The organism is Prosthecobacter sp., assembly GCF_046154365.1.
Taxonomy (GTDB): Bacteria; Verrucomicrobiota; Verrucomicrobiia; order Verrucomicrobiales; family Verrucomicrobiaceae; genus Prosthecobacter.
Genome location: NZ_JBJXFV010000033.1, coordinates 1 through 25,260 on the forward strand (window position 1 = coordinate 1; position 25,260 = coordinate 25,260).

Annotated in this window: 12 protein-coding genes and 1 pseudogene; 1 reads left to right on the forward strand and 12 read right to left on the reverse strand. The window is 60.8% G+C overall.

Going from position 1 to position 25,260, the window contains the following annotated elements; genetic code table 11:
• The 5 genes from ACKVY0_RS04130 to ACKVY0_RS04150 form a co-directional block, all read right to left on the reverse strand.
• Positions 1 to 4,594, reverse strand: a 4,594-nt coding sequence (locus ACKVY0_RS04130) for a DUF1592 domain-containing protein (RefSeq protein WP_409213526.1), incomplete at its 3' end; no start/stop codon positions are given.
• A 113-nt stretch (positions 4,595 to 4,707) separates the two neighbouring features.
• Complete coding sequence (locus tag ACKVY0_RS04135) at positions 4,708 to 5,493, reverse strand: GxxExxY protein (protein WP_409213527.1); 786 nt, start codon at positions 5,491 to 5,493, stop codon at positions 4,708 to 4,710.
• Positions 5,494 to 5,584: 91 nt separating this feature from the next.
• Positions 5,585 to 6,859, reverse strand: coding sequence for a DUF1552 domain-containing protein (locus ACKVY0_RS04140; RefSeq protein WP_409213528.1), 1,275 nt, complete (start codon positions 6,857 to 6,859; stop codon positions 5,585 to 5,587).
• Positions 6,860 to 6,889: 30 nt separating this feature from the next.
• Positions 6,890 to 10,519, reverse strand: coding sequence for a DUF1592 domain-containing protein (locus tag ACKVY0_RS04145; protein WP_409213529.1), 3,630 nt, complete (start codon positions 10,517 to 10,519; stop codon positions 6,890 to 6,892).
• Between the two features lie 18 nt (positions 10,520 to 10,537).
• Complete coding sequence (locus tag ACKVY0_RS04150) at positions 10,538 to 14,560, reverse strand: PVC-type heme-binding CxxCH protein (protein ID WP_409213530.1); 4,023 nt, start codon at positions 14,558 to 14,560, stop codon at positions 10,538 to 10,540.
• A gap of 296 nt (positions 14,561 to 14,856) precedes the next feature.
• Between ACKVY0_RS04150 and ACKVY0_RS04155 the strand changes: the two genes are divergently transcribed.
• Positions 14,857 to 15,441, forward strand: coding sequence for a hypothetical protein (locus ACKVY0_RS04155; protein WP_409213531.1), 585 nt, complete (start codon positions 14,857 to 14,859; stop codon positions 15,439 to 15,441).
• A 302-nt stretch (positions 15,442 to 15,743) separates the two neighbouring features.
• On the opposite strand, the gene ACKVY0_RS04160 is transcribed toward ACKVY0_RS04155, so the two are convergent.
• The 7 genes and pseudogenes from ACKVY0_RS04160 to ACKVY0_RS04190 form a co-directional block, all read right to left on the reverse strand.
• Positions 15,744 to 16,940, reverse strand: a complete 1,197-nt coding sequence (locus ACKVY0_RS04160; RefSeq protein WP_409213532.1) for a serine hydrolase domain-containing protein — start codon at positions 16,938 to 16,940, stop codon at positions 15,744 to 15,746.
• Complete coding sequence (locus ACKVY0_RS04165; protein ID WP_409213533.1) at positions 16,937 to 18,505, reverse strand: sulfatase; 1,569 nt, start codon at positions 18,503 to 18,505, stop codon at positions 16,937 to 16,939. Before ACKVY0_RS04165 ends, ACKVY0_RS04160 begins: the two co-directional genes overlap by 4 nt.
• Before the next feature lie 19 nt (positions 18,506 to 18,524).
• Positions 18,525 to 20,750, reverse strand: coding sequence for a PQQ-binding-like beta-propeller repeat protein (locus ACKVY0_RS04170; protein WP_409213534.1), 2,226 nt, complete (start codon positions 20,748 to 20,750; stop codon positions 18,525 to 18,527).
• A gap of 19 nt (positions 20,751 to 20,769) precedes the next feature.
• Entirely contained in the window at positions 20,770 to 22,050 is a 1,281-nt protein-coding gene (locus tag ACKVY0_RS04175) for a sialidase family protein (protein ID WP_409213535.1), read from the reverse strand.
• Positions 22,051 to 22,144: 94 nt separating this feature from the next.
• Positions 22,145 to 23,260: a serine hydrolase domain-containing protein gene (locus ACKVY0_RS04180; protein ID WP_409213536.1), complete on the reverse strand. Its 1,116-nt coding sequence runs from the start codon at positions 23,258 to 23,260 to the stop codon at positions 22,145 to 22,147.
• A gap of 18 nt (positions 23,261 to 23,278) precedes the next feature.
• Complete coding sequence (locus ACKVY0_RS04185; RefSeq protein WP_409213537.1) at positions 23,279 to 24,406, reverse strand: hypothetical protein; 1,128 nt, start codon at positions 24,404 to 24,406, stop codon at positions 23,279 to 23,281.
• A gap of 47 nt (positions 24,407 to 24,453) precedes the next feature.
• Positions 24,454 to 25,260 (reverse strand): annotated as a pseudogene (locus ACKVY0_RS04190) (hypothetical protein); the annotation flags it as partial.

The window sequence follows — 25,260 nt, forward strand, 5'->3', positions numbered from 1 at the left end:
AGCCGCGGGCGAAGTCTTCGCTCTTGTCGGCGATGAGGTCGCGGAGCTGGAAGTAGTCTTGGAAGGCGGGGCCGTTGTAGAACTGGCCGCTGGGGTCGATGGACCAGGTTTTCTTGCCGACGCCGCGTTTTTCGAAGGTCTCCTCGGTGCGCCATTTGCCGGCGGCGTTGAAGTTTTCGAGGCCGAAGCCGATGAAGTCGATCTTGCGATGGCACTGGGCGCACTGTGCTTCCTCCGTATGCGCGGCAAGTCTCTCGCGGGTGTTAAGCAGCTTGTTTTCGAGTCGCGTGAGCTGCGGGACGTTTGGCGGGGCGGGCGGTGGCGGGTTGTGGAGGAGCTTGCGCAGCACCCACGCACCGCGTTCGACGGGACTGGTGCGCTCGCCGTTGCTGCCCATCGCGAGGATGGCCGCCATGCCGAGCAATCCGCCGCGTGGCGAATTGGCGGACAGTTTCACTTTTTGAAACGCATCGCCGCTGATGCCTTCGATGCCGTAGTAGGTGGCGAGCAGGCCGTTGACGTGGATTTCGTCGCTCTTGAGCAGTTGGGCGAGGCTGCCGTTGTGGCGAAGGAGGTGCGCGAACGTTTCATACACCTCGCGACGCGCCGCGGCCTTCGCGCTCTCGTCGAAGTCGCGGAACTGCTTCGTGTCGAACTGGAAGAAATCGAGCCGGTCCATGCCGAGCCACTGATGCACGAAGCCGCTGACGAACTCGTCCGCCTTCGGACTGGCAATCATGCGATCCACCTCGCGGGCGATGACTTCAGGCTTCGAGAGGTCGGCCTGGAGCAATGGTTCATCCGGCGGAGCGCTCCAGAGAAAGTAGGACAGGCGTGAGGCGAGTTCGGGAGGTGACAGCGATCTCTGCCTTTCATCTTTTACCCCCAACTTTTTACCAGCCTCTTCTTTTGGTAAAAGATTTGGGGTAAAAGATTGAGGACCCGTTTCCTGAAGATACAAAAACCCCGGCGAGGCCAAAATGACGCTCAAAGGCTCGCGAATGGCCTTGTCGAAGCTGTCTCCGGCTTTGAGGCGTGTTTCGTGCAAAGCCGTCAATTTGTCCAAAAAGGCTGCGGAAGGCGCTTTGCCGCGAAAAGCTCGTTTCGCGAAGGTTTCGAGCACTTGGCGTGCATTTGTCTCACCTGTGGCGAGCACTTGCGGCACGCTCGATTTGGCATTCGCGGGCGCGAGTGGGCCGCTGTATTCGATCCAGTCGATCCAGAGCACGGGATCGCGTTGTTTGGCATCGGCGATCTGTCGCGTGCGACCAGGAAGGCTGATGGTTTCTTTTTTCAGCGGGCGTTTTTCGAAGAGCACAAACTTCCGTGGGCCGCCGGGGACGATCTTGAACGGCAGATCGATGATCTCCGGCTGGTCGAGCGTGGCGGTGATTTGTTTGTTCGCGAGGAAGGTGCGGTCGTCTTTGTCGATGGGGCTGGCCTCGACAAAGGTCAGAAACGCCCGCTCGCTCGGCATGTCCGGCACGCGACCGATCTTCACGCGCATCACGTAGTCGCCAGACGCGAGATCGGCGGGCATGTCGATGGCGTATTCGCAGGCTTCCTGCACGGTGTTGTCGAGAAAGAGGCCCGTCTTCGACAGCGGTCGGTCGAGGTATTGCTGGAACCAGCGGTTGTTGCTGTCCCACACGACCTTGGCGAACTCCGCGTGCGATTTGTCGGTGAAGTCGAACTCCTTCAGCCGCTTCTCATCGCCACCCGCGGCCTTCCACTTGGCGTATTGCTCGTTGAGATACTTGAAGCGCAAATGCCCGCGCTCCACCTCCGCGCGGCGCCTCTCCGGCTCGATGTGCTCCACCTTGGCGAGAGTCGTTTGCGGTGCGAGCGGACCTTCCCACTCCACCCAATCAATCCACAGTGCCGATGGCGGCCCGACGCCGGTTTCCTTCTGCGCCGTCATGAAAAGCTCGTGGTCGAGCTTCACATCGCGCTTCTCACGCAGCACAAAGGTGCGCGGGCCATTCGCGGAGATGCTCACGGGCACTTCGATGATCTGCGGCGAGTCGGTCGTGCCGCTGATTTGAAAGGTTTGCATCAAGGTGAACTCATCCTTCTCGATTCGGTTGCCGAGCGCGACGAAGTGCCGCTCCTTCGGCGTGCCCTTCACGGCACCGATGCGGAAGCGCAGCTTGTATTCGCCCGGCTCCGCCTTCTCGACCTCATGCTTCGTCTTCAGCCAACCCGAAGGCTGATCCGGCGGCAGCGTGATGACCTCCTCGGTGTGGACGTTGTAGATCGTCAAATAGGAGCCCGTCTTCGTCAGCGGATCATTCAGGTAGCGCTCAAAGGTCGGCCCGTGCTGCTCAAAGCCACGAATGCGAAACTTCGCCTCCTGCTCATCGGGAATGCCCTTTTGCGGCTGCTTGGTCTCCATGAACTTCTTCGCCGCCTCGTAACCGCCTTTGAAGTAGCCATTGTAAGTGCCGCCGACCATCGCGTTCGCATGCAGTTCGACTTCGCGACGCTCTTTGATCGTCTTTGCCGCGATCGAGCTCGTGCCCAGCGGCCCTTCCAGCTCCACAAAGTCCACCCAGATGCACGGACGCGGACCCGTGCCGGTTTTGTCCCACGCCTCGCGGAACATCGCATACTCCGCCTCGCGCGTATTCGGGCGTTTGTCGCGAATGGCGAAGTTGCGATCACCGCTCGCGTTGATCTCGACGGGGATCTCCAGCATCTGCGGATTCGCCAGTGTGCCGGTCACTTGATGCGAGCTCAGCACATTGAAATCCGCCGCGTCCGCCTTGCCGGTGCCGATCTCGATGAAGCGGCGTTCCTTCGGCGATTCATCGCTCGCGGCAAGGCGCACCCGTAGCGTGTATCTGCCCGCAGGCCAGTTCGCGGGCGCGGTGATGCCCGTGTAGCGACCGAGCGAGTAAAGCATGAGCCAGGTGCCCGTCTCACGCTGCGGTAGCTTCGCGTAGTCGAGATAGTATTGGTGGTGATAGGTGAACTCGCTGCGGGCGAACTGCGCATCATCCACATCCTTGAAACCGAACTGCGCGGGCGGCAGCGCGCCTTTGATCTCGGCGAAGCGGCTGTAAAACAAATGCGGCGACTGTTTCACCTTTGGGTCGTCGCGCAGCTTCTTCACGATGTCCGCGTTCTCCGGTTTCTTCGCCGCTTCATCAATCGCCGCGCACCATTTCTGGAAGCGCGCGTATTTCTCCGCGTAGCCTTGCGCATAGATGGGCATGTATTTGTTCGCCCACTGCTCGGGATCTTTGCGGAGCTTCTGCGGCTGGCCTGCGATGGATGATCCTGTCGCACTTCCCGCGCTCGCCACCTCGATCCAGTCAATCCACAGAGCGAATTCCGGACCGATGCCGTTCGCCTTTTGTCCCTCGGCGAACAACCGGTGCGCGACATCCTCTGATTCATAGGTGCCCTTCTCCTGGAAGAAGAAGCCGAAGCCTTTCGCGGGCGAGAACTTCAGCGGGATCTCCAGCACTTGCGGCTTGTCCATCGTGCCGGTGACTTGATGGCTGCTCGCTACCGCACGCACGCCGCTGTCGTGCTGCGAGCCGAACTCGACGAAGTGCCGCGAGGTTGGCGTGTTCGACGTGGCCGCGATTCGCACGCGCACCACGTAATCTCCCGCCGGCCAATCACCGGGCAGACGAAACGGGTGATACGGATTCACAAACACATCTTCGATGGTGAGGAAGGAGCCCGTCTTCGTCGCCGCATGCTCCAGATACGCGCGCTGATACGGCGCACTGCGCACCCAATTGCGGCGACCTTGTTCATCCGCATGGATCTCATCGGTGAAGCCGAACTCCTTCGGCGAAGCCGCGCCTTTGATGCGCTGCCATTGCGAATAGAAGTGCCGGTCATCTCCCTTCTTCTCTGCGCGGATCTTCACCGCAGAGTCAGTGTTTTCCGGCCTCTGCGCCGCAGCATCCACGGCTGCCGTCCACTTCACGTAGCGCTCATGCGCGTCCGTGCGCTCGGTAAGCGACTTCGCAATCCGTGCATTCCGTTCCTCCGCCTCCACATGCATGAGCCGAGGCTTCGCACCCGACGGGGCGATGTAGCGTGCAAAATGCTCATCCAACGCCTGCCGACCAAGCGCGAGGTATTGCTCAAACTGGTCGCTCGACATGAAAAGCGACGATCCCACTGTGTCGAAGGTCCCCGCGCCACCATCCGCCGGTAGTTCACGCACATTGATGTCCACGCCGAGCAGATCGCGGATCGTGTTCTTGTATTCGCGCCGGTTCAGCCGCCGCATGGTGATCTTGCCGCCGCTGTCGCTCAGCACCGCTCGAGCCGTCACCAGCATGCGCGAGAGGTCATCGAGGAAATCCGTCTTCGCCGCCGGGTCCGGCTGCTTTTCATCCTCCGGCGGCATTTCGCCCGAGTTGATCGAGTTCAGCACCTTTTGCCACAGATCCGCCTTCTCCACCGCGTCCACGCTGAACGCGATGTCATCCAGCCGCACCTTGCCCTTCTGCTTTTCGGCGTTGTGGCAGGAGAGGCAGTTGTCTTTGAAAAAGGCACGATGTTTGGCGTCGAGAGTGGCCTGAGGCTGTTGGGCAAGGGATGGGCAGGATAGGAGGCCCAGGGCCATGAGGATGGCTTTTGGCTGGTAAAAGGTTGGGGGTAAAAGATTGGAGAATGGATTGAAACCTTTTACCCCCAATCTTTTACCAGCCAGTTCAGTGCGTGTCGTTTGGATGCCGTTCATGAGAGAGTGGTGAAGCGAATCGAGGTTTGCGTGATGTTGATCCACTGAATCGCCTTCAGATTTGTATGTCGGAGCAGCCGGATGGCCTGACGCTCGAAGTCATCAAGCCGGTCTTGCAAAGCCGTCATCTTGAAAGCGACTCCCGGCGCGACGAGGCGCATGCGCTGATCCGCCAGATGGCCTTTGGGGCCAATCACCGGCACTGGCATAAGCACCTTTTCGTCTCCTCCGAGGATGTGGGTGATGGCCTCTTCGTAGAGTCCCGTTTCCAGCCCCGCACCCCAATCGGCGATCAGAGGCATGAGAGTGTCGCGGAGAGCTTCCGCGCCAGCGACCTCGCAGCTCCATTTGGTGTCGTAAATACGTGGGTTCTTGAGATCGACGAGTCTCGCCGGGCAATTGACGAACTCATTCCCCACGGACTCAGGGCGCATGTTGATGACCTTGCCGTGTGCGAGATCGAGTAGAAGCAGGTAGTTGAGCGTTTGGCCACGATGACGGGGATGAATCGCGTCTGCCGCCTTGAACTCGAAGAGGCCGCTGCTGTTGATCAGCACATCCACATAGTAGGTCTTCGAGAAGGTGCCGTGCTTGACGATGATTTCCAACTCCAGCACCACCCCGTTCATTCGATCAGCGAGTTCCTTCTTGTAAACGACCTCGTCAAAGAAGCGGCCGAAGTCATTGTGGATGGCGAAGACGTGATCCATGACCTCACTGGAAATCAGTTTGAATTGCTCCTGAGAGATGCGGCTTGTCGTGATCGGGCAGTGGATGGGCATCAGCGATGAGCGCTGGTAAAAGGTTAGGGGTAAAAGATTCAGAGATTTGGTTTCCAATTTTTTACCCCAAATCTTTTACCAAGAGAGTCTGTCAAGCTTGAAGCTCCTTCACCACGCCGGTGCTGTCGCCGTGGCGTTCGGCTTGGATGCCGAGGCCGTGGAGCATCGTGAGCCACACGTTGCACAGCGGCGTGTCTTTGGGCAGGACGAGGTGGTGGCCGAGTTTGAGGTTAGCGGCTCCGCCGGTGAGCAAAGTCGGGCAGTTGTCGAGGTAATGGATCGTGCGGATGTTGCTGCCATACGCGAGCGCGACGTGATCAAACAAACTCGTGCCATCGGCTTCCTTCGTGGCCTTCAGCTTGTCGATCAGTCCGGCGAGCAACTCGCTCTGCGTCGCATCACGCTTCTGCGAGGCCGCCATGCGGTCGCCGGGCGAGTAGTGGCTCATGTCATGCGGCGCGACCTTCGTGCCGAGGCTCTGCAACAGCGTCCCGACCGGTTGGCGATACGTCAGCACTCGCGTGCTGTCCGTCTGCAGCGCGGCGACGATGAGGTCATACATCACTTTGATCTCGTCCTTGCCCGCGAGGCCCGGTTTCGGCTCAGCGACGGGCGGTTTGGACTTCGGCACGCTCAGCCATTGCTCGTCCTTGCCGAGCCGCACCTCGATATCGCGGATGCTTTGGAAATACTCGTCCAATTTGTCGATGTCGGTCTTCGTGAGGCCGTTTTGCACGCGTTTCGCATCCTCCAGCACCGCATCGAGCACGCTGCGCTTCTGCGCGAGCATCGCCTGCCGTTCGCTCAGCGGCGTCGTTTCATTCGAAAAGAGTCGGTGAAACGCCGCGACCGGATTTTCCAGCCCCGCGACCGGTTTTCCGCGCACATCCCACGCCAGCGACAATCCAGGCCCGTGGCCTGAGTTCTGCGCATCCGGCGTGTTGAGTTGGATCGAGCTAAAACGCGTATCCGCGCCCAAATGCGCCGCCGCCACCTGATCCGCGCTGATGCTGTTGTGAAAGCTTTGCCCCGGCTCCGCATAGCGATTCGCCCCCGTGAGCCAGAACGTGCTCCCCCAGTGCGCCTCATTCGCAAACTTGTTCGAGCAACCCTGCACCATCGTGATGTCCTTCTGATGCCGCGAGAGCGGCCTCAACCCCTCCGACAACTCCCACGCCGCCCCCGTCTTCTTCACATCCGGAAACCACGTCTCATTCGTGACGCCCCAGCCAAAGCCGAGGAACACCATGCGCTTCGGTGGTGCGGTGGTCTTGGGAGCCGCGAAGGCTTTGAAACCCATCGACTCCAACGCTGGCAAGGTGATCAGCGCGGAAGTGCTGCGGAGGAAATGACGGCGGGTAGGCATGGAAGAGTGAGGGAAATGAATTCGGACAAATTACTTCGTGTGGAACTCTTTGCTTGCGACCAAAGCGTGAACAAAGGCCCGCAGGCCAAGTTTCTCCTTCTTCGCGGCGGCGAGCATGTCGGCGATGAGCGGTTCGTCGCGGAAGCCTGCGGTTCTGCCGAGTGCATACTCAATGAGGGCCGTGCTGAAGCCGCTGGCGAAGTTGTCAGCGCGTGAGGCGATGATGTCGCGCAGTTCGAAGTAGTCTTTGAAGGCGGGGCCTCGGTGCAATTGGGCGCTGGCTGCGATACTCCAGGTCTTGCTCGCGCCTTTGACCGGTTTGCCCTTCTCATCCATGACCTGATAGCTGTCCTCGGTGCGCCATTGGCCGACGGCGTCGAAGTTCTCCAGGCCAAAGCCCACGGGATCGATCTTGCGATGGCAACTAGCGCACTGCGCATCCTCTTGATGCATTTGCAGGCGCTCGCGTGTGGTCAGCACCTTGCCCGCGAGGCGGGCGATCTGGGGGACATTCGCGGGCGCAGGCGGCGGCGGATCGTTCAGAAGTTTGCGCAGCACCCACGCGCCGCGCTCGACGGGGCTGGTGCGTTCGCCATTGCCGCCCATGAAATGAATGGCCGCCATGCCGAGCAGGCCGCCTCGCGGCGAGTTCGCAGGCAGCTTCACCTTTTGAAAGGCATCGCCTTTAACGCCGTCGATGCCGTAAAAGTCGGCGAGCAGGTGGTTGATGATGGCGTAGTCGGCCTTGAGCAGGTCACTGAGAGGCGCGTCGTGCTTCAGCAGATGCGAAAAGGTGGCGAAGACTTCCTCCTTGGCATTCAGCTTCGTGCTGTCGTCGAAGCGCGGATACATCGCGCGGTTCACCTGAAAGAAGTCGATGCGGTCCATGCCGAGCCACTGATGCACGAAGCCGTGCACGAGTTCCTGCGAGCGTTCATCGTCGAGCAGGCGCTTCGTTTGCGCGGCGAGCACCTCGGGCTTGGCGAGCTCGGCTTTGAGCAGTTCGTCATCCGGCGGGGCGCTCCAGAGGAAATAAGAGAGGCGGTTGGCGAGCTCGGTATTCGACAGAAGAGTGGGGTCAGAAGCATGCGCTTCAGCATGCTGGCTCTGGTGTACCCCAGGTTTGGTTTCTTTATCTTTTACCCCCAACCTTTTACCAGCCTCTTCTTTTGGTAAAAGATTTGGGGTAAAAGATGGGGAGCTGCTTTCAGCCAGATACAAAAACATCGGCGAAGCCAGCACCACGGATAAAGTCTCCTTCAGCGCAGCGCTGTGCTTCACACCCGCCTTGCGCTGCGTGTCGTAGATGGCAGCCAGTTTGTCCACGAAGCTCGCAGGCGGCTCCAGACCGCGAAAAGCAGCGGCGCAGAAGCCTTGCAGCGCAGGTTTCACGTCAATGCGGTCAATGCGGTCAATGCGGTCAATGCTGTCATCCAGCGGCGCTCCCAGCGCGGCGAGACCAGGCGCTGAGTTCGCAGGATCGCTCACGCGCTCGATTTCCATGTAATCAATCCACAACACCGCCTCAGGACCGATGCCATTGCGCTTCACGGCTTCCTGGCGTTTGCGTCCGCCTTCCTCGTTGTTATCCCAAGCGCCTTTTTCGCGGATAAAAAGCGTGCGGTCACCGCCATCGGCCACCGCTTTGGTCAGCGTAAAGGGCATCTCAACGATCTGCGGCTTCTCCATCGTGCCGGTGATCTCGAAAGTGGCGCGCACCATGCCGTTGCGCGGATGCGTGCCCATTTCGAGGAACTTCTGCTCGGGCCGCGCCTCCTTCGCGGCGGCAATGCGCACGCGGAAGACGAAGTTGCCGCTCGCCCAGTCACCCGGCATGGGAAGCTGCAAAAAGCCCAGCGCCATGACCGCCGGATGCATCGTCGGCGTGCCGAGATAAGCGCCTTGGTCGAGATGTGGGCGGCCGAGGTAGTATTCGTGATACTTCTGCCAGTTCTCGCCGAGAGCGGAGTTGGCCTTGTCCGCGTTGTTCTCGGTGGTTTTGAAACCAAAGCTCTCGGGTGAGGGTGCGCCTTTGAATCTGGCCCACTCGCGGCGGAAGTTGTTCGGGTGCTTGGCTGTTTTTCGGAGTTCCGTGGCGGCCGCGACATTCTCCGGCTTTGCGGCGGCTTCATCCACGGCCTTCACCCAGGCATTGGCACGCGCACGGGCGTCGATCTGCTCCTTCACATACTTGCTGACCTTCTCATTGGCCGTTTCGCACTCGAAACGCACTTTGCTCACACCTTTCGCCGTTGTGCTGCCGACCTGGCGATTGTCCCCGATGCCAAACTTCACCAACTCGGACTCCTTCGGCTTCTTGTTGGCCGTTTTGCGCTCGATCTCGAACCAATCGACCCAGATCGCGAGTTCGGGGCCGCGGCCGTTTTTCGTCTTCCCGGCGTTAAAGATGCGCCGCGTCTGCTCATAGTGATCGTTCGTGCCTTTTTCGCGCAGGAAGATGGTGCGGTCCTGATTGTTGCTGTGCTCTTTTGTGATCGTGAGCGGCATTTCGATGATCTCCGGCTTCTCGATCGTGCCGCTGACGGCGTGCGTGCTCAAAGGCTTGCCGTTGCGCGGGTTCGTGCCGAACTCGATGTAGCGCTGCTCCGGCGCGGACTCCGGCGTGTGACTGAGGCGCACGCGGACGATGTAATCGCCCGCCGGCCACTTGTAGGGGATGAGCCACTGCAGGCTGTCATTGCCCAGATCCCCGACACTGACGGTCAAATACGCGCCGGAGTCGAGATGCGGCTTTTTGAGGTAATGCTCATGATACGGCCGCGTGAAGCCCGTGCCCATTTTCGTGCCGTAGCCGAGCGCTCGGGTCGCCTTGTCAGCGTTGTTCTCCACCGTTTTGAAACCAAAGCTCTCGGGCGCGGGGGCGCCTTGGATCTTGGCCCACTCGCGGAGGAACATGTCGTTGTTCTTCGCCGCTTTTCGCAGTTCGGCCACCACGGCGGCGTTCTCTGGCCTAGCAGCGGCCTTTTCTACCTCGGCGGCCCATTTCGTCGCGCGTTCGAGCGCGGCGAGGTTCTCCTCGTAGTTCTTGCGGATGCGCGTGTTGTTCTCCTCGGCCTCGATGTGCAGCTTCAGCACCTCATCGGTGGCCGCGAAGCGCGTGAAGGCCTCGTCGAGCGCCTGCAGGCCGAGTGATTGATACTGCTCGAACTGGTTGGCCGACATGAAGAGATTCGAGCCAAAGGTGTCGAAGCCGCCGGTGCCCGTGTCGCTCGGCAACTCGGCCACATTGATATCCACGCCCAGCAAATCGCGCAGCGTATTTTTGTATTCACGCCGGTTCAGCCGCCGCATCGTGATCACCCCGTGCTGATCGTTCAGCGCACGTCTTGCCGCGACCATCACATTCGACAAATCATCGAGAAAATCCGCCTTCGCCTCGTTCGGTGGCTGCTTTTCATCCTCCGGCGGCATGTCGCCCGAGTTCATCGCATTCAGCACCTTCTGCCACTTCTCGGCGATTTCGACATTCGTGATCGCCAGCGGCAGATCATCGACCCGGAACTTCCCTTTCTGCTTCTCCGGCCCGTGGCAGCTCACACAGTGCTCTTTGAAAAGGGCACGGTGTTTGTCAGGCATCGCCGGATCGGCGGCGAGAAGGACGGAAGGGACAAAAAGGACGAAAAGGCTGGGCAGACGCATGACAAGATTTTCGTTGGCTCAAAGGCTCTTCAAATAAGCCACGATGTCGGCGATGCCTTGTTCGGTGAGGCCGAGCATGGAGGGCTCGAACATGAGGCTGCGGCCTTTGAGCTTTTTGAGGCTCTGGATGCGCTTTTTCGGCACGGTTTGCACGACGCCGCCCATGCATTTGATGAGGACGGGGTCGCCGCTGGTCAGGACGATGCCGGTGATGCTGAGGCCGTCGGTGGTGGTGATCTCGCTGCCTTCAAAGCCGTGCGAGATGCCTTTGCTGGGCTCGGCGATGGCCTGGATGAGGACGTCGGCGGTTTGTTGCTTGGCGAAGGTGGTCAGATCGGGGCCGTAGTCGATGCCGTTGCTGCCAAAGCGGTGGCAGGTGTAGCAGGCGGCGATGGCGGTGGCTCCGCGTTTGGGATCGCCCTGGAGTTTGGCGATGGCCTTGAGGTCGAAGGCTTTTGCGTTCGCGGGGAGCGGCGGCAGCGGGCTGGCGGTGAGCTGCACTTTGTCGGGATCGTAGATGCCGAGCGCCTTGAGGCTTTGCTCAACGTCGTAAGCTTTCCAATCATTGTTTTTGCGGTTCATGAGCCACCACTTGGCCATGTCTTGCAGCGGGAAATCCTTCTTCTGGGCGAGTTCGATCATCGCACCGGCGGCCTCGGCGCTTTTGGTGAAGGCGAGCGCGGTGAGCATGAGCTGGCGCTGCTCTTTGCTGAGCTTGTCATTGAGCGCACGGGCCTTGAAGTCGTTCACGGCCTCCGGCGGATGCAAACGCCAGGCGATGCGGGCGAAGGCGTCGCTCCAAGTTTCACCGCCGCTGCTTGTCATCGTCTGGAAGGTCTTCCAACCCGGCGCATGACCGGTGGTGAGCGCCGTGAAGAGTTCGCTCTCCTTGCCTTCGCTGCCGATGCCGAGCGCTTCCAGATACGAGCGATCTTTGCCATCAAAAGCATGAGCAAGCTGCACGAGAACGGGCATGCACTCGCTCGCTGGCATGTCGCGCACTGTCACCGCCACCTCACGTCGCACAGCTGCGTTGCTGTCGGAAGCCATCTTCCGGGCCATCGCGAGCACGTCATGATTTGCACGACGAAGCGCCCGATACCCAACAAGACGCTGCGTAGCATCTTTGGACTCCAACCACGGCTTCACCTTCGCGATGCCTTCATCGCCGAGTTGAGCGAGCAACCACACCGCACGCGCCGCGATGAAGGAATCGCTGTCATCGAGCAACGCGGCCACCGCAGGCACCGCTTTGGCTCCGGCGGCCTTCAGGCGGTTGAAGCCGCTGTTGCGCACGTTCACGGCGGGGCTCTTCAGCGCGGCGATCTGGCCTTCAACCGTATCCAATTTCAAATTTGAAATCTGAGATTTGAAATTCTTGGGCGCGATGCGGTAGATGGCTCCGGTGAAGCCATCATCACGCGTGCCGTGACCACCGACACGCGCGTCAAACCAGTCGGCGACATACAAAGCGCCATCGGGGCCCACGCACACATCACTGGGGCGGAATTTCGTTTTGAGCTCGTTGGTTTCCTTGCCGCCGAGGAAGTCGCTGCCGGCCCACTGCTTCTCCTTGTTCGACGTCATGAAGTCCATGCGCTCGAGTTTGAAGCCCGCGCCTTCGGGTTGCGGCTGGTAGCCGAAAATCACGTTCTTGCCCGCCTCGCACGCGAGCAGCAGGCCGCGCCATTTTTCACCGAGTGCGCCATTTTCATAAAAGGCCACGCCGGTGGGCGATCCGCCGCCATAGACATCGCCCGCGGGCATCGTGCCGGGGTCTTCCTGACGCCACTCGGCGGTCGGTGTGTCCTGGCCGGGACGTTTGTCCGCACCCCAACTGCGCTGACCATCGGCGCTGGCGAATCCGGCATTGCCGCCCTCCAGCACATGCGTCACGCGGCAGGCGGGCGGGTCATCGTTGTCGCTTTGGAAAAGATCGCCGTAGCTGGTGAGCGCCTGCTCGTAGCTGTTGCGGTAGTTGTGCCCGATGATGTTCACGTGCGTGCCATCGGGATTCATGCGCACGCTGAAGCCGCCGATCCACACGTGGCCGTCGTCGCTCTTCATGCCGGCGATGTTTTGCAGCTGATACGGGCTGCCCATGCGGAAGGTCTTGCCGCTACGGTCGGTGAACTCGGCGCCGGTGTTGCCTTGATTGAAATACCACTGCCCGTCCGGTCCGGCGGTGACGCTGTGCAGGCTGTGATCATGCTGGCGACCATTGAAGCCCGTGAGCAGCACCTCGCGCTTCTCCGGCTTCAAATCGCCATCGGCATCCGAATACACGAGCAGGTCCGGCGGTTGCGACACGACGACCTTGCCATCGATCACCGCGACACCGAGTGGCGACGCGAGCGCGGGCTCCTGCACAAAGACGCTGCTCTTGTCCGCCTTGCCATCGTGATCCGTGTCTTCCAGCACGACAATGCGGTCGCCCTCTTTGCGACGGCCGCCTTTGCCGCGATAATTCACGCCTTCCGCGACATACAAGCGGCCCTGCGCGTCGAAGTCGATGTTCGTCGGATTGAAAAGCATCGGCGAGGTGGCCCACAGCGTCACTTCGAGGCCCTCCGGCACGGTGAAAAGCTCTGCGGGCACCTGCGGCGGGCCTTCGCTGAAGTTCGGCGGATTCGCCGCGGCCTTCGCCTCCGGCGTGGCGGGCAGCGCGGTGTAAACTTGGAACTTCACCTTCGCATCGCTCGGCTTTCCAGCGCGAATCATGCCGCCGTCGTCCATGGCCACCTTCGCGGTGAAGCGTGCCACGCCCGCGGGCAAATCATACGCGATGGCCGAGGGCGCGTGCGTGCCGATGCCGTTCGGGTAGGTCTGCTTGTCCACGAGCATCGGCTTGCCGGTGTGATTCGTGCCGAGGCGTGTGCGGCCAAAGCCCGCGTCATCGCCCTTCCACTTCAGCGTGGTGAGATCCTTCACCGATCCATCGGCCATGATGAGCCGCGGCTCGATCCAGTTTGACCAATCGCAGCTCTTCGAGCCTTCATCGGAAACGACGAGATACAGCTCCTTCGCATCCTTCAGCGGCACGTCGATGGAAACCAGCCGCGGCGTGCTCGTGGAGGTCAGCGCCGGCGTTTCAAAGACCGGTTTCGCCGTGCCCGCAGGCTTCGCCACCTTCGGTCCGTGCGCCTCAGCCATCAGCGCATCGAGCTCGGCCTGCGTTGGTGTTTTCGACGCGATGCCGCCCGCTGGAATCTCCAAACCGCTCACCCAGGCCACGCCATTCAGCATCGTCGTGCGGAAGCTGTCGTTCGTCATGTTCGCGAAGAAATGGAAGCCCGTGAAGCCGAAGCCGCGACCGCCTTTCGGCCGGTCAAAGGCCCACGCGAGATGCTGCGGCTTGCCCGCCTTCACATCGGCGAATGCGTCCGGGTTTCCACCGTGCGGACTCGGCTTGTCGCCCTCTTTGAACTTCACCGTGTTCAGCGGCGCGATGGCGCTGAGCACCGGCGTCACGCCCTTCATCTCCGGCACGAAGCGCATGTGGTAATACCATTCATCCTTCGCCGAGAAGGCCTTCACACCATTCGCCACCGGATGCTGCCCCGGTTGCACGCTCGCGTCCCAAGTCGGGTTCACCGAGTAAAACGTCTCGAAGAAGCCGCCCATCCAGTCGAGGTAGTTTTTCCCCTGCGAGCCGATCTTCGCCTCCACGCCATAATGAATCGCCGCAAAGCCAGCCCCGCGATCGCAGGCCGCCTTGATGTTCGCATCGTCCGCCGCCCGCCCGCCGTGATTCAGCAGCACGATGATCGCATCCGCTTTGGTGAGATCCTTCGGCCAATTATTCTCCGGATACACCACCGCAAAGGCTTGCGGATAGGTCTCATTGATGCGCCGCGCCAGATACGAAGCCCCCGCGAGAAACTCATGCTGGCCACCGCCCCCATGCGTCCCCTTCGCCGCGATGAACACCAGCCGCCTCGTGCCCGCCGGTGCGTTGTTTTGGCCGGTGTAGTCAAAAATGTCACGCGGCTGGGCGAAAGCGGCCGTGGCGAGTAAAGTGAGAGCGAGGAGGGATTTCATGCGTTGAACGGGGCGTCTAAGTCGCCCGTTTGATGCCAGATTTTGCGACAAAAGCGAAGATTCAGAATCCCCATCCCGCATGGGCGGCTGAAACCAGACAGCGTTTGTTTCCGTTACCAGCTCATTCCTGGCCCGTGGCTTTCCGTGGAGTGGGAACATCCGACCCGCAACGCCGCACGCTCAGACCACTCGCACAGCATACTCAGAGCCGCTGCGTCATGCTCTTCAGGCAGGTTCAGCGAGGCTCAGACCCTATCCGCGCCACCCTCCGAGTAGCTCCGCCCCAGCTTCCGACCATGTGCGTCCATGTCTCCGTTGAGCTGCGTGCAGACCTCCGACCTTGTACGAGCTGCCCTCCGAGTAGCTGCGCGTCTGCCTCCGACCATGAACGCCCCCACCTCTCAAAAGTACGAAAGCCAGCCAAATACAAGGCTTCCTGGGCCAAAAAAGACATCAAAACCTACGCCGACAGCCTGCTCGCACTCCTGGAGGACAACAACGCCCCCGTCGCCGATGGCGGCGACACCGCCGAGCAAAAAGCCGCCAAGGCCGCCCTCCGCGCCCGCTTCCTCCAGCACGAGATCGCCTCCGACTTCGTCACGGACCTCCGCAGCGACCGCGACGCCATCGACCAGATCAACCAGCACAACACCACCGAAGTCCAGGAAGGCACCGAAGACACCGAGACCATCAGCGTTCAGCTCGCCGCCATCAGCAAGGAAATGGACATCCTCGACCCCATCATCGGCAACAAATACGCCACCAACCCCGAAAAACTCCACGCCTGGGAACGAGCCAGCCGCGTCGAACGCGATCCCAAGCGCGGCAAGAAAGACGGTGGCAACGGCGACACGCCAACCCCACCCGCCACGCCAAAGTAATTCGGCTCGCTCCACATCCTCACAACCCCAAGCGGCCTTCGGAAACGGAGGCCGCTTTTGTTTCCGCCCGCATTTCAGCCACAGCGCATACATGCTCAGGCCGATGGCCTCACGGAGTTCCTGTAGCCGACGCGGCAGCCGCCCGCGTACGCGCTCAGCCTAATCGTGGGCGTAGTGGTTGTCCGGCGCGGTGGGCATGGTGATTCATGCGGATTGCATTGCAGTTATCGGCGCGAGCCTCACGGAGGTGAGGCAGAAGGCGGGTCTTTGCGTCTTCATCACATTGCTCCGATTACCCGTGTCTATTTTTGCACGAACGCCGGAAGGATCCGCTGCTGCAAGGTTTGCAGCGTGTCGCCCATGCCTTTGTTGTGGGAGGTGATGACGGCTACCAAATCCAACTCGGGGAACATGAAGATAAACTGTCCACCCGCACCGCGGCCTTGGAAGCTGTGGTAGGTCTTGCCGCCAACGGCGAAATCATCGACCCACCAGAAGAAGCCGTAGTGCTCGTTGATCTGGCTCGGAGTGGTTGCGCGTGTGACATAGGCTTCGGGGATCAGTTGCTCGCCGTTCCATTTGCCTCTGTTGAGGATGAGTTGGCCAAACTTCAGCATGTCGCGTGACAGGATGCTGCTGCCTGCGGCGGATTTCGGCAGGCCGCTGATGGCGTGTTCCCAATGATACTGCGTGATGCTCATGCGCCCGAGCAGTTCAGTCTTGATGAACTCTTCCGCGCCGCCGGGAACGACGGCGTTCAGCACTTGCATCGCGATGGCGGTGTCAGGCTCCTGATACTTGAACTCGCGTGGCATCGCGGGGATCGGTGCGCTGTGTTGCAGATACGCTTGTAGCTCGCCCAGCCCCTTGAGTTGCGACGGATTCCTCATCAACTCTTTCTCCTTCTCTGCCGCCAGCCGAATGCCGGAGCTCATCTGCATTGCCTGCGCGAGTGTGATCGTGTCTGCACCTGCAATGAGCTTCGCGGTGTCGAGTTCCTTCAGGAAACCAATCGCCGGCTTGTCGAGGTCATCCATATTCAGCAGGCCGAGCTGAATCGCGCGCCCAATCGCCAGTGCGGTGTAGGACTTCGTGATCGACATCTGGTAATGCGGAAAATTCGCGCGTCCCCGGCGATAGTAGGATTCAAAGATCAGCTTGCCGCGATAGCTGATGAGCATGCTGTCCACATTGCCCGCCTTCTCGTCCTTCGCGGCCGCAGCAAGGTCGTTGGCGAAAGCTTCAATCGCGGCGCGATCTCCGCCATCCACACCCAGCTGTCCCACGACGAGCCCGTCCTGTTTGTCCGCCGGAGCGGCACTGATGAACGGCTTCTCCAAGTCCGCCAACTGCGCCTCAAGCTGGTAGAGCTTGTCCTTCAGATTCAGCCCCGGCACCTCGGGCGCGAGGCCGTTGCTTTCTGGTGCGACTTTGACTTCCGCAAACGCAGTCAGCGGCGCGAGCAGAACGAGGAAGAACGTGCGGATGTGTTTCGTCATTTCGCGTCCTTCGCTTCTGCTTCCTTTTTCATCGCACGGTTGGCCTTCCGCTTTGCCACTTTGTCATCAGTCGCGGCGGGTTTGGAGTCCGGTTCCTCGCCAGCTTCGGTGGCGGTGCCGCCGGACTTGTCGAGTGCGGGGTAGTTTTTCACGGCTTCGGCGAGCTTGGCGGGATCTTCGCGGACATCGAAGGCGGCCAGACAGTGATCGGTCTTTTCGATCATCCATTGGCGCAGACGATCCTGATACTTCTTCACGAGATCCTGATGCTTGGGATCGTGGATGAGGTTGTTCGTGCAGCCGGGATCTTTTTCGAGGTCGTAGAACTCCTGCGGGACACGGAGCCGGAACATGTCCACGCGAGCTTGGATGGCGGCATCGGTTTTGCCGGCTTCTTCCATCGCGGCGAAGCTCAGGCCTTCGTTGTTGTTCTTGTATTTGAATTTGCCGTCGGAAAAGGCGTTGAAGATGTAGCCGTAGCGCGCGTCTTGCACGCAACGCATCGGCTTGGGCGGGCCGCCGATGGTGTAGTCGATCTGGGTGAAGACAAAATCGCGTCCGTCTTGCTCGCCGCCTTTGAGGAGCGGGACCATGGAGCGTCCGTCGAGTCCGCTGGGAATGGGCAGGCCCGTGGCGTCCATGAAGGTGGCGAAGAAATCGACCTCGGAGACGAAGTGCGTTTTGTCCACCGAGCCGGGCGTCGTGACGCCCGGCCAGCGCATGAGCATCGGCGTTCGGTTGCTCGCGAGATAGGTGTTGGCCTTGGCAAAGGGAAAGGCGGAACCGTTGTCGGTGATGAAGACGACCAGCGTGCGGCTGGCGAGCCCGGAGGCATCGAGCGCCTGGAGCACGCGACCCACGGTGTCGTCGAGACGGCGCACGGAGTTGAAGTAATGCGCGTATTCCTCGCGCACTTTCGGCAGGTCGGGGAGATAGCTGGGAATGACCATCTCCTCGGGCTTGAAGAGCCGCGATGGGACTTCCTCTCCATTCTTGCCGCGCCCGTTGGGATCGTAAAACGGGCGATGCGGGTCATGGGAGTTGACCATGAAGTAGAAAGGTTTGTTCTCCTGCTTGCAGCGGGCGAAGAACTCCTGCGCAAAGTCGTGATACTTCGTCGGACTGCGACCCGCTCCGAGTTCCGCGAAGTCATGTTCATAGTCCCACTTGAACGCGGCATCAGGCGTGGAGTGACTGACTTTGCCGAGGACGCCCGTGAGATAACCCGCCTTCTGGAACGTGCCAAACACTGTGGGGATCGGCTTGGTCAGTTTGTTGAAACCAAACAACCCGCTGTTATGCCCATAGCGTCCCGTGGCAATGATGCTGCGGCTCGGACAACAAATGGCATTGTTGACGAAGCCATGCTGAAAGCTGAGGCCCTCGGAAGCGAGCCTACTCAGGTTTGGCGTGACGCCCGGCACCTTGCCATCGAGGAAGTCCATGGCCTCATAGCCGAGGTCATCGGCGGTGATGAGCAGGACGTTGAGCGGCGGCTCGGCGGCCTGCGCAGCGGCCAGCGAAGTGAGCAGCAGGGCAGTGAGGAGTGTGAGGGTGGGGTTCATGGTGTTCGACTTGGGGTTTTCATTTCGCATCTGGCAGTTCCCAAACCCGCACTGCATCGTCCATTCCAGCACTGGCAAGTGTGCGCGCGTCGGGTGCAAAGGCGATCGCTGTGACGGCGCTGCGATGACCTTTGAGCGTGGCGCTCTCCTTCGCATCGGCGACCCGCCAGAGCTTGATCGTTTCATCGCCGCTGCCGGAGGCGAGTGTTTTGCTGTCGGGTGAAAAGGTGAGGCAGTTGATGCTGCCGCGATGGCCGCGCAACACGGCGACTTCTTTTCGCGTGGCGGCATCCCACACACGCACGCTGCTGTCGGCGCTGCCAGTGGCGAGGAGTTTGCCATCGGGAGAGAAGGCGATGGCGCGCAGTTCGTCTTCGTGCGCGGCGATGGATTGGATCATTTTGCCCGACGCGACATCCCATAGCTTCATCGTGTGATCCGCACTCGCGGTAGCGAGTGTCTTGCCATCGGGTGAAAATGCCACGCTCATCACGGCGGCGGTGTGGCCGGTCAAGACGGCGCGTTCCTTCATCGTGGCGATGTCCCAGAGTCGCGCGGTGTTGTCGGCGGAACCGGTGGCGAGCGTCTGGCTGTCAGGTGAGATGGCGGCGGCGAAGACTTTGTTCGTGGGGCCTGTGAGTTCACCGACTTCCTTGCTCGCAGTGAGGTCGAAGACCTTGATTTGCGCGGTGGTCTTGCCGCCGTTTCGTGCAGGAGTGAATTCGCTGCCGCCAGCGATGATCAACCACTTGCCATCCGGCGAGTAGGCCACGGCGCAGAGGAAATCCTTCAGTGGCGATGGTCCGGGCAATGGTTTGTTGCCAGCGAGATCGATGACCTTCACGCCCTCGCCCCAACTACCACCGACGGCGAGCGCCTTGCCACCCGGCGAGAATGCCAGCGCCGCGCTGCCACTCGGCAATCCCGCTGGCGTGCTTGATTTGAACTGAGCCTGCGTTCCCGCGATGGCCACTTGGTCTTTCGCCGCAAGCGACACACATACCAGCTCGCGATCATTGCGGACGAAGATGCTTTGGTTCGCGAAAGCCGGATGCGCCCAAGTCAGTGCGCCCTGCGCGCGGTAACCAGCGGTCGGCTCCACGAGAAGGCAGCGCCCGCGCTCCTCGTAACCCTTCGGCGTGAGATGCGCGAGGATGAGATGACCGGTGTGATTGAAAATGAAAACGCGATCCCCGTTGCGCACGAGATGCGCGTTGCCCATGCGCTTGCCCGTCGGCTCCTGCGTGGACCACACTTTGTCGCCCGTGGCGGAGTTCATGCACGCAAGGCTGCCGTCATTGAGGATCGCGTAGAAGTGACCGCCGTCCTGAAACACCGGCGTGGAGTGCATGGTGCTCGGGTCTTCGCGCGTCTCCCACAACACGGTCGCCGCAGGCTTGGTCGCATCGAGCTTGAGCATCTTCGAGCCGCGGCTCCATGCGCCGAGACCGAGCAGCAGGTCATCATGCCGCACCAGCGTGGCGACCATCTGCGCCGGATCAAAGTTCGCCTTCCATCCCACCTGCCAGTGAATCATCCCGCTCGGCGGATCGAGGCTCGTGATCGCATCCGCCGTCCATACGATCAATTGCTCACAGCCACCTGCCTGAGTCACGATGGGCGCACTGTAAGCCACGCGATCCGGCAGCGCCGTCCATCGCGTTTCACCCGTCTTGCGATCCAGCGCGACCACGCAGGCATCGGGCTTGCCGCCAGCCATGACGATCAACAAATCGCCGACCACCAGCGGCGCAGCACTCGTGCCGTAGGTCGGCAGCTTGGCGTTGAAATCCGTCACCAAGTCCTTCTTCCACACCACCGATCCATTCGCCGCATCGATACAAAACAAGTGCCCCCGCGTGCCGAGCGTATAGACCCTGCCATCGGCCACGGTCGGCGCGGCACGCGGACCGTTGCCGTATTCCATGTCTTTGTAGTCCACGGCGTAACTGTGCATCCAGAGCTGCTTCCCCGTCGCTTCATCGAAGCAAAGCACGCGCTCGAGTTCCGGCTCAGTCACATGATCGGTGATAAACACGCGGCCCGCCGCCACACTCGGCGACGAGTAGCCATTGCTCACCTTCGCGCTCCACCGCACCGCCAGTCCCTGCTCGGGAATGCGCTCCACGATTCCCGTCTCGCTCCACACACCATCACGATTCACTCCGCGCCATTGGGGCCAGTCGGCGGCGTTGGTCATCACGCTGATGCTGACGACGAGAAGTGAGATGCATGTGAGTTTCATGGCGTTGGATTGCTGGCTGTCACTTCAACGCCACTCGGAGCGTCGCCCAATCGGATTTCACATAGCCAGCATAGGCGCGCGGATAGGTGATGACGAACTCCTTCGTCTCGCGGTCTTCGATGACCCAGAAGTGACTGAGGTCGAGCTTGGCCTTCGCCTTGCCGGTGAGTTCGAGGCCGCGGGCTTCGTCTTCGGGGTGCCGCGAGTCGAGTTCGATCACGCTGCTGCGGATGAGCATGAGCGTTTTCGGATTGACCTCGCCCATCATCAAGGGGAAGCGCGGGTCGTTGCCGCTGCTGTTCGTCGGCGAGATGTTGCCGACCCAGAACACACGCCCGTTGCTGTGCCGCATGAGCGTGTTCATGCTGCTCGGGGAGAAAAAGCTCGCGCCATCGTCGTATCGCCACGGCTCGGGTGCAGACCACGTTTCGCCGTCGTTCTTCGAGATGGAGAACCACTTGTAACCCGGCAGTTCGGGCTTCTTCGCGTTGCTGCCGCGCATGACCATTAGGATTCGGCCATCGTCGAACTGCGCGATGCTCGGCTCGACGACTCCACGCGTGGAACGCTCGACGCCGAGTTGCACGCGCGGCGAGGCGCGCCATTCGATGCGGCCATCGTCCCGCCATTTCCCGAGGAGCAGGAAGACTTCGGAGAACGACGTGGTGCCGCCGGGATTCCATAACTTGCCGTCTTTCATGATCATCGCCTGCACGGGAAACAGGATGCGCCCGCTGCGCGTGATGATCGGGAAGGTGCCGCAGTCGCCAGCCATGATCGCGTTCACGCCGCGCTTGATGCCCTCAAAGGGTTCCTTTTCCGTGAACCTGCCGCCCGCATGAACGATCGGCTCGTCGAGCAGCCAGGTTCGCCCGCGATCCGCTGACACGCGATAACGCAGATAGTATTCGCTGAGAGCGCCCTCGGGTTCGTCAATGGTGGTATCCACATGCGGTGCGTCCAGCGCATCGGAGATGAACAGCGCCCGGCCGTTGCGCGGATCGACCACCGACTGGCCCATCTCGCGACGAAAACCTTTTTTCTGCCCGGTGTTGAAGTCCGGCTTGATGGTGAACGGAGTCCACGTCTTCCCGTTGTCGTCCGACGCTCGGCCTGGTGAGACGAGGCGCACGCCTGTCGGCTCGGTGTAACGGGCATGGCTGATCGCGGGCCTGCTCGTGGTGACCTCGCGGCTGACCACGCGCAAGGCGGGATCGTTGGGATCGAAGGGCGGCGGCTCGGCGGCGTGGAGCGCGGCCAGCGGCAGTAGCGATGCGAGGAGAACAAGGAATGCTTTCATGCGGGTCATGGGAGAGATCACAGGCGTGGTTGTCAAAGTAGGGGCCAGTGTGGGAAATGTCACAGAATCGGCCGCGCGGGTGAATCTGACAGGCCTATGGCACCACCCGTATGGGTTGCGGATTGCCCGCGAGCGCTTGCCGAATGAGCGCGTCCAACTTGGCTTTCAGATTTTCGGAAGGAACAAAGGCGGTTGGCGTATCGGCCTGCTGCGTCATGATGAGGGCGGCGTATTTGCCGTCGGCGGCGATCCACGGTGCCCAGCCGAACTTGCCAGTGCTCGACCAGCGATTGAGCGGATTGTCGCGGGTGGGCGCCTGCCCGTTCTCCGTTTCGAGCCAGTTTCCCAAGCCGTAATGATACTTCTTGCCGAGAAAGCCATAGGCGCTGTGGGTGATGGTGGTGGATGGGCCGAAGGCATCGGCATGCTGTGCGGCAATGCTCGCGGCATCCAGAAAGCGCGTGCTGCCATCCATGCCTGACCTGAATTGCATCATCAGAAAGCGCGTGTATTCACGTCCGGTGCAGACCAAGCCTATGGCAGGACTGGGGTTGGTCGGCTTGCTAGCGCCGCCGTAGGTGCTCTCCGCGCTCCAGCCGAGCGGTAGGCGGAAATACTTGTCGTAAAGTTCCCGCCAGCTGAGGCCAGTGGCGCGTTCCGCCATTCGGGCTGCGATGCGCATTTGGGTCACTCCCCCATAAAAAAAGGCGGAACCCGGCGGCGTGGCTGTGGGCGATTGGTCGTCATAAATCCGCAGGATCGCCTCTTCCAAATTAATTTTCTTGTCCTCGGAAGCTTTCGAATCCGAGCTGATGCCCGCGGTGAAACTCAGCAGATGACGCAGGCGTATCTCGCCCATATTGCCGGACCACGGCCGACCCGCGCGGTCCACGAGCAGTGACTTGGTTTGCGTGTCGAGGGACAGGTCGCCGTGCTCCACGATCCGCAGGAGCACCGTGGCCGTGACCCACTTGGAGGCCGATGCGATGATCGCACGTCTTGAGTTGGAGAATCCGCCGAAGTCCCGTGAGAACACAACGCCCGCCGGAGTCATCACTTCCAAGGTGAGCCCGCCCGGAAACTCGGACTGCGATGCCTCGATGGCAGCGGTGACTGGTTGCCAGGGATCGAGGGGCGGCGACTCGGCAGCGTGCAGCAAGGCCAGCGGGGCGAAGAGAAGAGCAGTGAGGAGGGTGAGGGAATGGTTCATGCGATCGAATCGCTTGAATCAAAATCCGGAGAGAATCAGCGCCGATGGCTCCGCGGCATGAGCGCCGTCTTGCCCGGCGTTGCCGATGGGGAAGTGATCGAGAGCGGTGGTCATGATTTTGATGCCTTCCTCTGTGTGACCGCCGCCGATGAGGACGAGGCCGAGCTGGAAGCTGCGCTTGAGGTCTTCCTTGATGGCGTAGTGCGTCGGCGTGCCGCGAGTGGCGTGTTCGGAGGTGGAGGTGCCTGTGTTTGGGTCCGTCATCGGGGCGATGTGCTTGAGCGCGAAGGCCTGGGCCTTCTTCACGGCGGCGGTCAGCTTCTCTTCGCGATAGGTGGGATTGAACTTTTGCAGGTCCATCAGTTCCTTCGTCGTGAGCATGAAGTAGCCGAGCACGTCCTTGTCCTTCGGATCTTTGTCCAGAAGGCTGTAATGCCAGAAGCCATCCTCCAACTGCGCGGGGATGATCTGGCTGTAGATGCACTTGTCGGCCTTGCGCTTCAGACTCGCGGCTAGTTCGGGTGCGATCTCGCCCACATAGCCACTGACGATCCCGGCGGCCATGGCGACGGCGGCGGTTTTGTTGATGATCGCGGGTTTGGTCATCGGCAGTTTTGATTCGCCCGTGTCCACGTCGATGGTGGAGGCAAACCAGCCCTCCTCGCTCCACGGATAGCGGTCGAGCACAGTGGCGATGTATTTGAGGTCATCGTTGCGTCTGCCTTCCTTGTGCAAAATGTAAGCGACGCCCGATGTGTAAGCCCCCAGCGCAGGCGGTCCTCCGCCGATGATTGTTTTCCCGCCTGGCTTATCCTTTTCCTTGATCGGCAGCACACCATGCTTCGTCGCCCGCATGTCTTTCAAGACTTGATCGGCCAGCGTGATTGCAGCCTTGCGAAACTTCTGCTCCCCCGTGACCTCGAACATCAGATAAAATGCCAGCGCACCATTTCCTTCGGAAGTCTTGCCCTTCATCGCGGCGACGGAACCATCGTCCTTGATGAGCTGGTTCAGATGTTTTACCAGCGTGACCTGAAGTTTGGCTTTGAACTCCGTCAGCATGGGTTCAACGGGCTTCGTGGTGTCGGCGGCTTGGAGCGCAGCTAGCGGGCCGAGCAGTAGAGCGGTGAGGAGGGTGTATTTCATTGAATGCAGGTTTTACCGGAGTTGATCTAAACGAATGAAGGCGGTGATTACTGCGTCATTCTCGGGCGCTCCCAGTCTTTGAAGTTCCTTTTCGCGTCGCGGGCTTCGTCGGTCATTTCGGGTTTCTCCACGCCCGCGTCGGGATTTTTGGGATCGAAGAGCGGCCAGGCGTCGGTCCGGAAGGGTGAGGCGGGAAGGCCTTCCTGGTTGTAGAGCAGATTGCGTTGCGAGGGATTCATCGCCCAGGCGTAGCGGGCGGCCACGGGAGTCGGCACGTCTTTGGAGGAAACGATGACCTTGTTTCCGGCGATCTCGGCGTCCGCCCAATGCCACTTCTGGTCCGCTCCGGCGATGGCGAAGGCATCCAGCTTGCCCGGTTTTGCGGCCATCATGCCGGTGCCGATGCTGTCGAACTCAAGGGTGATTTTGCTGCCTTCGATTTTCTGGCTGACGTAGCGCGGGCCGCAGGGGACGATGTCTTTGCCATAGGCTTCTTTGAGCGCGAGGTAGGCGTGGCGGATGCCGATGGGCTTCTTGTTTTGCGGATGCAGGGCAACGGGGTCGCCGCAGTCAATGCCAACCGCCATGCCGGTGTGAGGCATCTCCATGCTGACGAGCCTCATGGTCTCGCGGTTGACCGCCCAGGTGGCGTCGAAGCCCTCGACGGGCTGCGTTTGCGGCGCTTCCCAACTGGGCAACTGCGTGAAGAAGAAGGGGAAGTCTTTCGCGACGTTGCCGCCGGAGAGTTCATGCCATGAGGAGCGGTAGTAGCTGATGAGCCGCTTCAGTTGTTCGCCGTAGGCGACGGCCTGGGGCGAGGTCTTGGAGTTGCGCTCGCCCTGATACCAGATGGC

What these genes read in the sequence shown, in the direction of transcription:
- ACKVY0_RS04135 (WP_409213527.1), bottom strand. Translation starts at nt 5,493, where the DNA reads ATGCCCATCCACTGCCCGATCACGACAAGCCGCATCTCTCAGGAGCAA.
- ACKVY0_RS04140 (WP_409213528.1), bottom strand. Translation starts at nt 6,859, where the DNA reads ATGCCTACCCGCCGTCATTTCCTCCGCAGCACTTCCGCGCTGATCACC.
- ACKVY0_RS04145 (WP_409213529.1), bottom strand. Translation starts at nt 10,519, where the DNA reads ATGCGTCTGCCCAGCCTTTTCGTCCTTTTTGTCCCTTCCGTCCTTCTC.
- ACKVY0_RS04150 (WP_409213530.1), bottom strand. Translation starts at nt 14,560, where the DNA reads ATGAAATCCCTCCTCGCTCTCACTTTACTCGCCACGGCCGCTTTCGCC.
- ACKVY0_RS04155 (WP_409213531.1), top strand. Translation starts at nt 14,857, where the DNA reads ATGTGCGTCCATGTCTCCGTTGAGCTGCGTGCAGACCTCCGACCTTGT.
- ACKVY0_RS04160 (WP_409213532.1), bottom strand. Translation starts at nt 16,940, where the DNA reads ATGACGAAACACATCCGCACGTTCTTCCTCGTTCTGCTCGCGCCGCTG.
- ACKVY0_RS04165 (WP_409213533.1), bottom strand. Translation starts at nt 18,505, where the DNA reads ATGAACCCCACCCTCACACTCCTCACTGCCCTGCTGCTCACTTCGCTG.
- ACKVY0_RS04170 (WP_409213534.1), bottom strand. Translation starts at nt 20,750, where the DNA reads ATGAAACTCACATGCATCTCACTTCTCGTCGTCAGCATCAGCGTGATG.
- ACKVY0_RS04175 (WP_409213535.1), bottom strand. Translation starts at nt 22,050, where the DNA reads ATGAAAGCATTCCTTGTTCTCCTCGCATCGCTACTGCCGCTGGCCGCG.
- ACKVY0_RS04180 (WP_409213536.1), bottom strand. Translation starts at nt 23,260, where the DNA reads ATGAACCATTCCCTCACCCTCCTCACTGCTCTTCTCTTCGCCCCGCTG.
- ACKVY0_RS04185 (WP_409213537.1), bottom strand. Translation starts at nt 24,406, where the DNA reads ATGAAATACACCCTCCTCACCGCTCTACTGCTCGGCCCGCTAGCTGCG.